Origin of the sequence: Xanthomonas sp. WHRI 7065, assembly GCF_040203115.2 — a bacterium.
In the GTDB taxonomy this organism is placed as follows: Bacteria; Pseudomonadota; Gammaproteobacteria; order Xanthomonadales; family Xanthomonadaceae; genus Xanthomonas; species Xanthomonas arboricola.
Window position 1 is genome coordinate 2,318,551 of the sequence record NZ_CP168194.1, and the last position, 13,522, is coordinate 2,332,072.

The 13,522-nt window shown below is 62.2% G+C and carries 11 protein-coding genes; all 11 read right to left on the bottom strand.

Annotated features, from left to right (window positions below; genetic code table 11):
* Positions 1-481: 481 nt before the first annotated feature.
* On the bottom strand, positions 482-3,991 hold the full coding sequence (locus ABQY64_RS09940) for a glycosyltransferase (protein WP_349780518.1): 3,510 nt from the start codon (positions 3,989-3,991) through the stop codon (positions 482-484).
* A gap of 236 nt (positions 3,992-4,227) precedes the next feature.
* Positions 4,228-4,971, bottom strand: a complete 744-nt coding sequence (locus ABQY64_RS09945) for an FkbM family methyltransferase (RefSeq protein WP_349780464.1) — start codon at positions 4,969-4,971, stop codon at positions 4,228-4,230.
* Positions 4,968-5,717 carry a 3-deoxy-manno-octulosonate cytidylyltransferase gene (locus tag ABQY64_RS09950; RefSeq protein ID WP_349780465.1) on the bottom strand — a complete coding sequence of 250 codons (750 nt, stop codon included), beginning with the start codon at positions 5,715-5,717 and terminating at the stop codon, positions 4,968-4,970. The genes ABQY64_RS09945 and ABQY64_RS09950 overlap by 4 nt, the downstream gene beginning before the upstream one ends.
* A gap of 41 nt (positions 5,718-5,758) precedes the next feature.
* Positions 5,759-7,033, bottom strand: coding sequence for a hypothetical protein (locus tag ABQY64_RS09955; protein ID WP_349780466.1), 1,275 nt, complete (start codon positions 7,031-7,033; stop codon positions 5,759-5,761).
* A gap of 186 nt (positions 7,034-7,219) precedes the next feature.
* Complete coding sequence (locus ABQY64_RS09960) at positions 7,220-8,449, bottom strand: FkbM family methyltransferase (RefSeq protein WP_349780467.1); 1,230 nt, start codon at positions 8,447-8,449, stop codon at positions 7,220-7,222.
* Positions 8,450-8,503: 54 nt separating this feature from the next.
* Positions 8,504-9,118: an acetyltransferase gene (locus ABQY64_RS09965; RefSeq protein WP_104600550.1), complete on the bottom strand. Its 615-nt coding sequence runs from the start codon at positions 9,116-9,118 to the stop codon at positions 8,504-8,506.
* The gene (locus ABQY64_RS09970; RefSeq protein ID WP_104600549.1) at positions 9,115-10,254 is read right to left on the bottom strand and encodes an aromatic ring-hydroxylating dioxygenase subunit alpha; all 1,140 of its coding nucleotides are present in this window, start codon (positions 10,252-10,254) and stop codon (positions 9,115-9,117) included. The genes ABQY64_RS09965 and ABQY64_RS09970 overlap by 4 nt, the downstream gene beginning before the upstream one ends.
* Positions 10,255-10,284: 30 nt before the next feature.
* Positions 10,285-10,944 carry an acetyltransferase gene (locus ABQY64_RS09975; protein WP_011347279.1) on the bottom strand — a complete coding sequence of 220 codons (660 nt, stop codon included), beginning with the start codon at positions 10,942-10,944 and terminating at the stop codon, positions 10,285-10,287.
* Positions 10,941-11,720, bottom strand: coding sequence for an SDR family NAD(P)-dependent oxidoreductase (locus ABQY64_RS09980; RefSeq protein ID WP_104577458.1), 780 nt, complete (start codon positions 11,718-11,720; stop codon positions 10,941-10,943). The genes ABQY64_RS09975 and ABQY64_RS09980 overlap by 4 nt, the downstream gene beginning before the upstream one ends.
* Positions 11,717-12,484, bottom strand: a complete 768-nt coding sequence (locus ABQY64_RS09985) for an SDR family NAD(P)-dependent oxidoreductase (RefSeq protein WP_104600548.1) — start codon at positions 12,482-12,484, stop codon at positions 11,717-11,719. Before ABQY64_RS09985 ends, ABQY64_RS09980 begins: the two co-directional genes overlap by 4 nt.
* A complete protein-coding gene (locus ABQY64_RS09990; RefSeq protein WP_039527396.1) occupies positions 12,481-13,521 on the bottom strand; it encodes a ketoacyl-ACP synthase III in 1,041 nt (346 codons plus the stop codon). The genes ABQY64_RS09985 and ABQY64_RS09990 overlap by 4 nt, the downstream gene beginning before the upstream one ends.
* Position 13,522: the final 1 nt, after the last annotated feature.

Sequence of the window (13,522 nt, forward strand, 5' to 3'; positions counted from 1 at the left end):
CATGCCGCGTCAGGTCCCGCGACGGTGGGCGGGCAAGGACCCATCGAGAGGGTCGGGGTGTGGTTGCAAGTAGGGCATTGCGTGCATCGTCCCGATCACCTTGTGTCCGAATTTCCCCATCGCGAGCTGCGTAACGGGCGTGCTTCCAACCAGCAATCGATGGACCTCTCGGCGTCTCAATGCCTCGCAATAAGCGTGTTTTTTTACCTAACCACCGACCAACTTTCTGGTGCGGTGTCCTCGCCGATTGCGGGACCCTTGGCGGCATGGATGCCGCCAAGGAGCCTCCACGGACGGATTCACGGCGTGTCCCGCGAGCGGTGAGGGCACCGCGCCCTCGACCGACTCAGCTTTTGAAGGGGCCAAACGACGCTACGACTCCACATCAGTGTCGCTGCAAGCCGATTGAATCGTGCCGGCTTTGCTTGGCCTGATGACACCATGCCCCCGGAGGCGGCGCCCGCACGGCGCCCTTGATCCACTAATCCGGCAACCACGCCTCACGCCAGCGATCAAGATTGCTTCCGGTGAGCATCCAGTCGCGGCGCACCACGTCACGCAAGGCCGCGCCCTTTGCCGCCGAAGCGGCCGGGTCGGCCAGATGCTCGCGGATCGCGCCGATCCAGTCGCGGTAGCGGTTTTTCACCAGGGTCACCGGCAGGTTGCCCTGGTAGCAGCGCACATCGCTGGCGATCACCGGGTAGCCGCAGGCGCCGTATTCAAGCAGGCGCAGATTGCTCTTGCACTCGTTGAACAGGTTCTGCTCCACCGGCGCCAGCGCCAGATCCAGATCCAGCGCCGCCAGTGCGGCCGGGTAATGATCGATCGGCACGCCAGGCTGGAACTGATGGATGTGCTGGCGCAACGCGAACGGGTACATCCCCATGAACACCCATTCGACTTCGTCGGCTAGCTCGCGCACCACATCGGCGATCAGTTCGAGGTCGCCGGTGTGACTGACGCCGCCGGCCCAGCCGATGCGCGGCTTGCCGCCCTGGCGTTGCTTGCGTTCGCTGCCTGCGGGCAGGTGCTCCCACCAATGCGGCGGCAGGCGGTTTTCGGCCACGCGGATGTCGCCATGCAATCCGGCGAACGCCTCGGCCAGGGCGGGGGTGGACACCACGAAGCGGTCCACCATGCCCAGCCCGCGCCGCACGGTCTTGAGGATGTCCTTGGGCATGTGCTCGCGATGCGCGTTCTTCAGCGGCAGGTTTGGCAGGTAGTCGTCCAGCTCATAGACCTTGAACGCACGCGACAGCGCCTGCATGCGCCGCATCGCTTCCAGTCGCGGCTCGCCGACCTGGCGTTGCAGGATCACCACGTCGGGATCCTGGCGCGCCAGCTCGCTGATCTCCAGATAGCCGTTGAACAGCACGCCTTCGACCATGCCGGCTTCGCGCAGGGCGCGCAGCGGCTGGATTACCCGGTAGTGGCCGCAGCCTTCGATATCGGCGGGCAGGGCGATCATCGTCGGCAGCGGTCGCCACGACTGCAGCGGCCGCCAACTGGCGCGCGGGTCGGCCAGTTGGAAGCCGGCGCCGGGATCCAGCGAGAAGCCCGGGTTGTAGGCCGGGTCGTTGGCCATCACCGGCAGCCAACGCGCATACATCGCTTCTTCGTCGAGTGCAGTGGCGGGCGTCGCGTCGGGCGGGTCGATCAACAGCTGCGCGCGCGCGGCGTAGACATTGAGATAGCCGGCCTGCTGCAGGCGCAGACATAGATCGACATCGCTCCATTGCGCCAATGCCGGTTCCTGCGCAAAGCCGCCGGCGTCCAGGAACAGCTGGCGCGGCAGCATCAGGCATTCGCCACTGAGCGCGCTGTAGTTCTGATCCAATTGCAGGCGCTGCAGATAACCCGATTCGTCGAACGCCGCACCTGCGAAGGCGCGTGCTGCTGGTGCCCCCAGGCCCAGCAGCAGGCCGGCGTGATGCACGGTGCCGTCGCCGCGCAGTAGCTTGCCGGCCACCGCGCCGACCTCCGGGCGCAGCGCGTGGTTGAGCAGCTGCGCCAGCCAATCGGCCTTGATCGCTGCCGCGCCGGCCGCCAACCACAGCAACACCTCCCCACGTGCCTGCTCGGCCGCCGCATTGCAGGCCGCTTCGCGCGAGGGCACACCGTCGAAGCGCAGCACGCGGATTTGCTGCAGGCCGAGGTTGTCGATGCCCACCAGCCAGTCGCGCAACGCCGGCTCGGCGCTGTCGCCGCGATCCAGCAACAGCAGCTCGTAGTGCGGGTAGCCGGTATTGGCGAGCACGCTTTCCAGGCAGCGCTGCACCTGCGCCAGGCGTCCATCCACCAGCACCAGAATACTGACCAATGGCTGCTGTGCATGCCGGTAATCCACCGCGTGCCGGCCGGGGCCGTTGCTGCTCACCACCGCGTCCACGTACCCGCGCGCGGCAAGATGGCGGCTGATGGCGCGCTGCTCGTCTTGGTCGCCATGCCGCGTGGTGGCCGATGCCACCAGCAAGGGTTCGGCGATGTGCTGGATGCAGGCCAGGCCGTAACGCTCGACCAGCCCAAGCTGGTAATCCAGTTCGAAGGCGTCGCTCGTTTCGGTTGCAAAGCCGCCATCGGCCACTAGCGTCTGGTGCCGGAACAGCCAATGCCGCGACATCGTCGACGGTGAACTGAGCAACATGTCCAGATACAGCGCCGGCCGCATCGCCAGCCCCAGCTGACCGCCGTCCAGTGCGACTACTTCATCGGCGTAGACGGCCTGACACGTGTCCGGCAGCGCGAGCATCTCCAGCGCCAGCATCAGCAGGCCACTGGCAGTAAAGACGCTGCCGCCTTCGACCAGCAGGACCCAGTCGATGGACTGCTGTGCGGCGATGGCTTGGTTGAGTGTCGCTGCCAGGCCTTGCGGGCCGATCAACACGCCGCGCTCGCCGTGGTTGGCAGCTTGCTCCGGCGAGCTGCTGATCACCCAAGTCTGCTGGTTCCGGTAACACGCCACCGCCGCCAGGCTGGCCTGGGTTGCGGCCACCGCCGCCGCATCGCCGTCGCTGTCGACCACCATCACTGCGATCCGCGGGCCGCCCGCATGCGCCTGCAAACGTGCATCGATCAAGGCGCGCTGCACGGCGCTGGGATGACGCACCCCCAACCAGGTGGCCGGCGACACGCGCTCGGCCATTCCTGCGCTCTGCATCAACGCGTTGACCAGGTCCACCGACTTGAACACCCGCGCCTTGTGCGGGCTGAGCGGGGCGACGCGTACCTGGCGGTTGTCGCCGCCCTCGCGTCGCCAGCCAAGTTGGCGAATGCCCTGTCGCAGGTCGTCGTGGCCTTGATCGCCGATACCGGGCTGGTCGCGACCGGCCTGACTGAACTGCGCGCTGGACACGCGGAACTGCGTGAGCGGGCTGGACAGCAAGGCCAGGTTGCCGTGACGCAGCAGTTTGACGTAGATCGCCAGGTCGCCAACCCAATGGATGGCCTTGCCGTTCAACATCATCAGCTCGCCACCCAGCGCCACCAGGTCGTCGCGCCGTGCAAGCACGCAACTCGGCTCGCCGATGAAGTTGATGGCATGGTCGGCCAGGAACGACACCAGCTCCGGCCCATCAATCAGCACATCCTCGCCAAACGGAAAGCTGGTGGCCAGGATGTCGGGCAACGGCGCACCGTCGTCGTCGATCCGCAGCCGGCGCGAGGACGCCATCGCCGTGCCGGGGTTGCGCTCCATTGCGCCGACCAACTGCGCGACGCAGTCCGGCTGCAGCACGTCGTCGTCGTGCAGGAACTTGACGTACTCGCCCTGCGCCAGGCCGATCCCCTTGACCGTGCTGCCGAGTTCGCCGAGGCGCGGGGTATTGCGGTGGTAGCGGATCGGAAATGGGGCGTCAGCCAGCCTCGACGCCAGCATGGCCTCGATGGCGCCATCGGCGTTGTCGTCGCAGATCACCAGCTCCAGCGCCGTGTAAGTCTGCGCCAGCACACTGTCCAGCGCCTGCGCGAAATAGCGTGGCTTGTAGGTCGGCATGACGATGCTGACCAGGGCGTTGGACGTCATCGGCGATCGATTGTCTTGAACAGTCAAAGGTGCATCCACGGCGCAGCAAGGGGGGGGAGGGAAGAGGGCCTCACAGTGCACCGGAAGACGGCGAACCTGGGCGCGCTCAGCCTAGCCGAAGATGCAACAAGCGTGCCGTGGTGCGTAAAGTGGGACGAGCCGGTTGGGGCGTGCCGCCGCACCCGGGACTGCGAGGGAGGTCGCAGCTAGGCGGCGTCCTTGCGGTACACCACCTCGATCCAGTCGGTGCGCAGGCTCCTGGGGTTCTTGGACAGCTTGGCGATGTCCCATAGCGAAAAGCTAGCTGCCTGCATCAAGTTGACCACGTCGACGAAGCTGGTGCTCTTGCCGTAGAAGTCGTACAGCCCGATTTCGATCACTGCGCAGTCAGTGTGCTGCAGGATCGCTTTCGCGCCTTCCAGTACCTGACGCTCGAAGCCCTGCACATCGATCTTGAGGATATGCACATGGGAAATCCCCAGTTCCGCGCACGCGTTGTCTAAGGTGGTCTTGCGGACTGCAATCTGCTCGTTCGACGCCTGGCGCGCATACCCAAGAGAATCGTTGGAATCCGCATTGATCGGCAGCAATCCACCCAGGTGCGAGATGCCTTGCCGGTAGTACGGACTGATCTCTTCCTTCTCTCCCAGCGCCAAGCACACGGCTTTGCTGCCGAACTGCGCGGCTACTTCTTCCAGCGCGGCGAAATTCTGCGGATCCGGCTCGAACGAATAAAGCTGGCAGTCCGGATAGATCGATTTGAAATACCGGATCGACTCGCCGCGATGCGCGCCAACATCCAGCACGACCGGCGCATCCGTCATCAGCAACTGGTCGAAGAACCGACGAGGCGAGTACGCCTGAGCATGTTCCTCGTTTCTGAGATCAGACGCGCCACAGATTGGCGAGTGCATACCGGGCTGTGCGTTGGCTGTCTTGTCCTGCTTCATGGGGAGTTCTGCTCACCATGCTGTAGCGCACGCAGCGCCGCTTCCACCCGGACCACATCCGCTGGCGTATCGACTGCAATCGATTGGTTGCTCATCTGCACCATGCGCACTTCGAAGCCCAGTTCCAGAAAGCGCAGGATCTCGATGTCCTCGATCTCTTCCAACGTGGTCTTGCAAGACACCGAAGCGAACGCCTGCAATGCCTGTTTGGGGAACGCGTACGCACACACCTGCCGCCAGGCACGCCGGAACTCGCCTTGCTTGGTGACCGGGATCGCCGCGCGCGACATGTACAGCAGACGCCCATCCGGGCGAACGACCACCTTGGGCACGCTCGGATTACGGAACTCGTCGATGTTGGCGACAGGGCAGTAACCGTTGATGACATCATTCGGTGAAGCTGCCGCAGCGTCGATCAGCAGACGCACGTCCCGCGGATTGAATAGCGGATCGTCACCTTGCACATTGATATAGGTGTCCACATCGAGCTGCTGCGCGACCTCGGCAACACGATCGGTGCCGGTCAGGCAGTCGCTGGAGGTCATCAAGGTGCGGATGCCGGCCTGCTCGCAGGTACGTTGAATCACATCGCAATCGGTGGCGACGAGAATGTGCTCAGCTGGCACCGCCTTGGCGCATTGCTGATAGGTGTGCACGATCATGGGCACGCCGCCCAACTCGATCAGCGGTTTTCCGGGCAGGCGCGAAGAGTCGCGCCGTGCGGGGATGATGATGGCGTAAGTCATGGAAGCCTCCTGGCAACCGATATATTGGCCGTTCGGAGCGGTCAGCCCGCTCGTCCTTGCCAGAAGTCGGTCGAATTGAGCGCCAGCCGGCTGACTGCTTCCGCAGCCTCCAGCGCCGCCTCGGGATCTGTGAACAGGCGGTTCCAGCTGTCCATCGAGAAGGAATAGCTGGTGTCGCGCACCACGTTGAACAAGGGCACAAACTTCAGCGAACTCCAACTCATATGCGGTTCCAAGGCAAGCAGCCGCGACTGCGCAAAGCGATAACCGTCGGCCAAGGTGTCTGTAGGGAATCCGAGACGGCGTGCATAGTCCCGCCACAACGAAGACTCGAAGGTGTACTGGCTGAGCTCCTGGAAATGTCGTTCCGGTGCGAGTTCAAGTGTCGGCGACAATTCATCGTCCGCATAACTGGCTGGCCGCGTGTCTTCCAGGGTCGACCATAACGCCACCACGTCATCGGTCCTGCCCAACATGGCTTTTTCCGAAAAGTGGAACGGCATGTGTTGCCAGGAAGCCGCCAACGACACAGCAATCTTTCCCTGGTTGCGCTTGGCGCGAAAGTACGTATCGATGACCTTATGGACCGAGCCTGTAAGCACATTATCGCTGCGGCAGCGCACGGCGACTGGTATTCCCTGCTCGGCCAGGTGCTCGGCCCCCAACCGCGCCGACCTGAGTACGGCGTTGCGGTAATGCAGGCCAAGGTTCTCCGGCTGCGGCACCAGGATCAGTTTGTCCAGCCAGGGACGGCAGCGATCAAGGAGCTCCTCGGACTGCTGGTCCCATGTCACCATGCACTGATAGACATCAGGAAAATGCAGCCGATTCCAGGCCAGCACCAGTGGTGTGAAGTCGAACGCAAGACCCTGGACGAAAATTCCCGCCTCCGGCGAGATCAGCCGACGCGAGATGCGTAGGTCCGGCAACAGGCCGGCAAGCTTCTGCAGCTCCTGCAGCGTCACGATGCTGCTCTGGTCGTAATCGACTGCGCGCACCGTGCGGAAGTGGCCATGCGCCGCTGCGATCTGATTCATCACCTCCGGGTAGTGATTAGAGAAGATGACAATCAGCACGTCGTCGGTGGATTCGTCATTCAGCGCAGAGGGCGGCCTGACCTGGATGCCGTGGACCGTCGCGCCCTGATTTTCCTGCCGCGGACAGATGGTGTACGCCAGGTTCAACCGTTCGGCGATGGCCGGATAGAAATCGCGGAAGAACTGTCCGGCTCCCCAGCCGACAAGCTTGGTACACGCCGGATCCAGTCCAGGGTACTTGATGCTGGCTCGCTCGATCGAACCGATTGCTAACGCCATTTGGCTTGGTTCCTATTCAAGGCTGCATGTCGTATCCGCTGTGGGTACATGGACAATTCCGTATGACGACTTTCGTACAAAAAGAGCAGCTGTTCTCGACATTCAATTCCGTCTTGCAGCCATTACGCATTAGGAAAGAGGCTGCTTTGTGTATTGGAACAGGTCGGATTGCTTGAGGCGGATGACCTAATAGAAGTAAAGGCAGGTATCCCATCGGTCCTCGGTATGGTGGCGCAGGCCGATACGATAATCGTCGCGGATGTTTTCAATCGCGTCGACCAGATCGAGCAAGTCCGAGGAGCGGTGATACGCGGAAATCGCTAACGTTGGACGTCCCGTTGCGATGTGCGCACTGGCACCACGCAAGGCCCCCAGCTCCGCTCCTTCAATGTCCATTTTTATGAGTGTCGGTGTGCGATCGAGCAGGTCGTCCAGGCGGCGTACCGACACGTTATGGCAGTGTGCCTGCCCAGACGGCACCGGCACCAGTTGGCCGCCATGTCCGCCTTCATGCAGGAACGGCAGTTCGCCATCTGCTTCTCCCAAAGCGCACGCAATTAACTCAATTTTGCAATCATCGCCGGACAGGGGAGAACGGGTCTGGATGAATTCACGGAGTGTGCTGCCATTGATTTGGTCGGGCTCGATCATCCAGATTTTTTCAAATCGTTCATCCACGCTATCCAGGAAGGCGCGGCTTGATTCGGCGATCGACGCACCGCAGTCGGCAAAGCATTCCTTCAAACCAGGCACGAACAGACCTGATCGAAAATACAGACTCGAATATGGCTTGGCTGCGTGGAGGAGCCATTCCGGATTGCAGCTCAAATGCGCCAGCAGCACACTGAACAGCGTGAAGCGAGAGTATGGATCGCCGAGGCGCGTAGCCAGGGCATCGAAGCGCGGCAAGTTGCGGACGATGTAACTGCCCCAGTCGTCTACCCGGTGATCGCTGCATGCCGTAATGCCTAGCCAACGGATGGCCTGCTCGTAGTTGAGTAGAGGAATGCTGTTTGCAAGCGTGAGGTGTTTGAAGTAACGACGCGAGTAGTCAAAGCGACACGTGTTAACACAGACAATCTGGCGGGTGCGTGCCCACTGGATCAGAGTCGCGGACGTAATGAAAGGGATGCCGTGGAAGGTCTGGCCGCTATCGACCTTGTAGTCGTCCACGACGCCGACGATGTCGACGCGTGATGCTGCCTCTCGTACGAATACGCTCCCGAACAGCTTGCTGCCGAGCAGGACCACCTGCACCCTCTTTCCTTTCTCTTCCAACACCCGACGCGCCTCTTTCGGCACGCAAAAGTTCGGCTCGCGCGCATACGAGTCTGCGCAGGCAACAAGGCATTCACGCAGGATGCGGTCGTCCCCGTCGGGATTGATGCTCATCCGTTGGTACTCATCCAGCGTCATGACATGTTCTCGGGAAAGGCAAAGTTTGTTGGGCTGTTTGAATGATTAGGTCAATCACAAAATGCGTGCTCCCTGGGGCATCAGCGCATCGTAGAAGGAACGGTCCGGGAGGGTGATGGGCAACACGCCGGGCAGCAGCCACTCGCAATGACGGCCGATTTTCGTGCCAGCGCCTACGATGCTGCCGCTGCCCAGGGTACTGCCTTGCCCGATGTCCACAGCTCGCCCAATCGAGACGCCTGCATGTACCGTTGTGCAGGCGCCCAGGCGGACATCGGACTCGATCACGACCTGGCGATCGAGCCAACAACCGACGCCAATGCGCGTGCCAGGAGCAACGTTGCACCCGGGTCCGATGTAGACATTGCCTGCCAAACGCACATCGTCGTCGACGAATGCCGTTGGCGAAATCAGGTTCGCCAATCGATAGCCGGCAAGCCGCAGCTGCGCGACCAGCTTGTGGCGTGCGTAGTTCACCGCCCGTGCGTCCAGCGCGACAAAAACTTCGCTGTCTGCCGTCGGGAAGCGCGCGAAGATGTCGTCCAGCTCGAAGTTGTGACGGTCGGCCGATTCCAGTTCTATCACGGTGTGCACCAATCCGCATGCGTTTGCCGCGCGTACCGCCTGCGTTAGCGCATCCTCCTGGCCCAGCAGGATGAGTGAGGTCAATGCGTTTCCTCCAGCACCGCGTCGCGGTACCAACGATGCTGGCGCACCAGTTGAATCTCGTAATCGCCGTGCGTGATGTGGCCGGAGTGCGGTCCGAAACCGGCCTGCATGCGTTCCAACAAGACAGTATCCTCCGCGATGACAGTACGCTCGCCGCGGATCAGATCGCTCAACAGGGCCGTGAAGTCGGTGCGCTCGTGCTTGCGCTGCGCCGTCATTACCCACAGGTGGTAGTCGGTTTCCGATGACGAAACCGGATCGTATTGCTGAAGCAGGAAATAGTCGCCACGCACACTGCAGAAGTTGACGTTAGGGTAGACGAACCAGTTGTAGTAGGCCTCATCCTCGCCGTAGCGGTCGCATAGCGAACGAAACCAGCTACTTTGCGCTGTGATATGCGCCTTGACCGGGAAGCTGAGCTCGCTCAATGCGGGAACGGCCTTGGACTGCAGTAATTGTTTCACCGGCGAAGCAGCGTCGGACCCAGACTCCTGGGTGCGTGCCGCCTTGTCCGTACTCGTCATCAACGGGCCGAAGGTCTTGGGGTGAACGAAAGGGACGTGGTTATAGTCCTTGACGTTTTCCATGTTCAACTTCCAGTTGTAGCGCACCCGATGGCAGCTATAGATGATCTGCGAGTCCAGATGCGAGGACGCCAGGCGCAGCTGCTCCAGGTACTCGGGTGAAAACTGTTCGGTCAGCGGCAAGGGTTGTTCGGAGAGATTGACGAACAACAGCTGGCCGACCTGCTCTACGTGCAGTTTACGCAGACAGATGGCGTCCTTCTCTTCGGCGGTGAATTGGTACAGGCCTGGGTTGGGCAGGCCACGCAGCTCGCCCTCCGGTCCGAACGACCATGCGTGATACGGGCACACCAACGGCCGCTTGCCATGGCTGTCGATCTGGATCGCCGATTGACGATGCGGGCACTGATTGATAAAGGCGCGAATTCCGGCATCGGTGCGCTGCACCAGCACTGGCACACCAGCAACCTGGCGCGCGAAGAACTGATTACGTTTGGCCACTAATGATGAAAAACCGACAAACGTCCACAATCGGCCGAACAGCCGCGCCTGCTCCAGCTCGAAGGTATGCGGGCTGGTGTAGTGTTTGACGTCAAGTGCGTGGCGTCTCATGTCCTGCCTCCTGGAGTGCATATTTGCGCGCTACCTACTGAAGATGACGCGCGCAGGATTGCCAGCCACGGTGCTGTTGGAGGGAACATCTTTTACCACCACGCTGCCGGCGCCGATGATGGCGCCGTCGCCGATTGTGATGCCGGGAATGATGGTGGCATGCGGGTGAATTGTCACCTCGTTGCCGATGACCACGCCGCCACCAATGAAGACGAAGCTGCCGATCTGTACGTAGTCTCCTATGCTGACTTCGTGCGCGATGATCGAGGTGGAGAGCACAGTGACGAACTCACCGAGCCGGCTGCCCGAGCCGATCGACACGCGCGAATCGAAAACGCCGCCGCGCCCGATGTAACCGGCAGATGCCTCGCGCGAAGGAGGTGGGTGGAACACGATGAAGTCCGCGCCCTTTTCGATCAGCGCCTGAGCGTAGCGGCGTCGCTCCACCGGGTTGCCGATCGCGCAGATGAAAATATCGCCCTCGACGGGTTGATAGGTGACAGGGTCGCCGACGATCGGCCACCGCGATGTACCCTGCAGATGCGCGCGGTCGTCCAGAAAACCCTTGATGTCCCATTCGACGCCGAAAGCCGGATCCTCATGGTATGCCAGCGATGCGATATCTCTTCCGTAGCCACCTGCGCCAACGATCAGCAGGTGATAAGGGGGTGCGGGCGTAGCGGATGTCATGCGAATTCCACGCCTCCGTCCATGCTGAAGGCTTGTCCGGTGACCTTGCTGCTGGCATCGGAGAGGAAGTACAGGCACGCCAATGCAACGTCTTCCGGCTGCCCGATGCCCAGCGGATAGCGCTTGCGACTTTCCTCGAACCAGGCCTTGTCCTCGTTGATCAATGAGGTCTCGACCAGGCCAGGGCACAACGCGTTGGCGCGGATTTTCCGGCGTGCCAACTCCAGCGCCAACGGTCGCAAGGTACCGAGCAATGCGGCCTTCGAGCCTGCATACGGACCAACGCCGACCGTACCAGTCAACGCGGCGATGGACGACAGGAAAATCACCGAGCCACCGGGGCGCAGCGATTGCCGCGCCAGCAGGTGCCGGGTCAGCATGACCGGCGCCAGATAATTGATGTCCATGACCTCGCGCAGGAATTTTTCGCTTACCAGCTTCATCGGCGACAACCCGCGAATGCCGGCGCTGTGCACCACACCGTCGACGGGCCCGCAGTCAGCAGCGAGTTGTTGCACGACAGCCGCATCGCTCAGGTCGCCAGCAAACAGGCGATGGCCATCGCCGTGCAGCGATGCCAGCGTGGTTTGCAGACGTTCCGCATCGCGCCCGGTGACGATCAGGCGTGCCCCCGCGGCGGCGCATGCACGTGCGACCGCTTCACCGATGCCTTTGGATGCGCCGGTCACCAATACGGTCTTGCCGTGCAGGCCATATAGGTCGCGCAGCAACGCGGAAACAGGATCTTCTGCTGCCATGGTAGTGTCAATGCTCATAGGCGGATGGGCAGGGAAATCCCGCCATCGATGGTCAAGGCGCTGCGGGTAATCCAGCGGCTGGCCCCCGACAGCAGATACACCGCGCCTTTGGCGATGTCGTCCGGGTCGATGCGCCCCAGCGGCGTCAGTCCGATCTTGTCGTCCAGGTCTGCTGCGGCGCCCAATTTCTTCAGCATGGGCGTGTCCACGTAGCCTGGCGCGATACAGTTGGCGCGGATGCCGTGTTTGGCCTGTTCGAGCGCCAGTGTGCGGACCGCAGCTTCCAGCGCTGCCTTGGATGCTGCGTAGCCGGCGGCGGCCTGAGGCGCCGCGCGTGCGGACAATGCCGAGATATAGACCAGCGATGCGCCTTCGCTCAGGCGGCGCTTGACCAGCAACTGCTGCGTCAGCGCGATCGGTGCCAGATAGTTCACCGACAGCATTTGTTGCAGATGCTTTTCTGCGGCCATGCGGAACGGCACCAGCGCCGCGATGCCTGCGCAGGAAACCAGCCCGTGATACCGTTCTGCAGCGTTGATCAGACGTGTACGGGTGTCTTCTTCGGTCAGATCGCCGGCCACCACCGCATGCCCATTGCCCTGCAACGCGACCGCAACCGCATCCAGTCGCGCAATATCGCGGCCGGTGAGCACCACCTTCGCGCCCAGACGCGCGCACAACGTGGCGACTGCAGCGCCAATGCCCGACGACGCGCCGGTCACTAGAACGGTCTTGTTTTGCAGCCCGAACGCATCAGTGGTTGCTGCAGGTGTGGCCGTCATGACTCGATCAAATCAGGAAACACCGCGCCCTCGATATCCACCAGGCAGGTGCCCCACGACAGCCCGATGCCGAAGCCGCATAGCAGCACGCGCTTGCGGCCCGATTCCAGTTCCTTGTTGATGCGCGCGGTCATGGTCACTGGCAGCGAGGCGCCGCTGGTGTTGCCGAAGTCGCGCAGTGTCGAAGGCACCTTTTCCACCGGCAGGCCGAGCTTTTTGCGAATGGTCTCGTTGATCATGCGGTTGGCCTGGTGAAACACGAAGTAATCGATGTCTTCCTTGGCCACGCCAGTGTACTCAAGCAGTTTCTGCACGGCAGGTGGAATGCGCTGGGTAGAGAAGCTCAGCACCGCAACGCCATCCAGGATCAGGTCCACGCCACGCTTCCAGGCACCATCCGCCTCATCGCGATACGGCACCAAGTGCTGGATGCCGACCGGTTCGCGGTGGCCGCCTACCGGTAGGATGATCGCCCTGTAGCCGCTGCCGTCGCTGTTGAGGTCGAAATACATCGGCGGGGCGTCGGCACTGAATTCCAGCGCGGTGGCCGTGCCGGAATCGGAAAAGATCGGGTCTTCCAGATTGGCGCTGCGGTCACCGACCAGCAGCAGGCCTTTCTTGACGCCGCCGGCGGCGATCATCGAGCCGAGCAGGTTGATGCCGAACGGGTAGGCCGAGCAGCCCAGGTTGACGTCGAAAGCGACCGTGGCATGCGATAGCCCCAGCCGGTCCTGCAGGATGATCGCGGTGGCCGGGATCGGGTAATCCGGCGATTGGGTCACCACGATCAATGCATCGATCTCCTCACGCTTCCACTGCAGACGCTCCAGCAGCACTTCGGTCGCATCGAAGGCCAGGTCGGAAAAGCACTGCCAATCCGAGGCCATGCGGCGTGTCTCGATGCCGATGTTGCGCACCAGGCGCTCGCGTTCGGAGCGGATCTGCGGGCGGCAGTCGGTGAGATTGGACACGACCCGCTTCGGCACGCAGGTCGCCATGCCGGCAAAGCGGACGTTGTGCAGCGTGGAGGTCGGCATG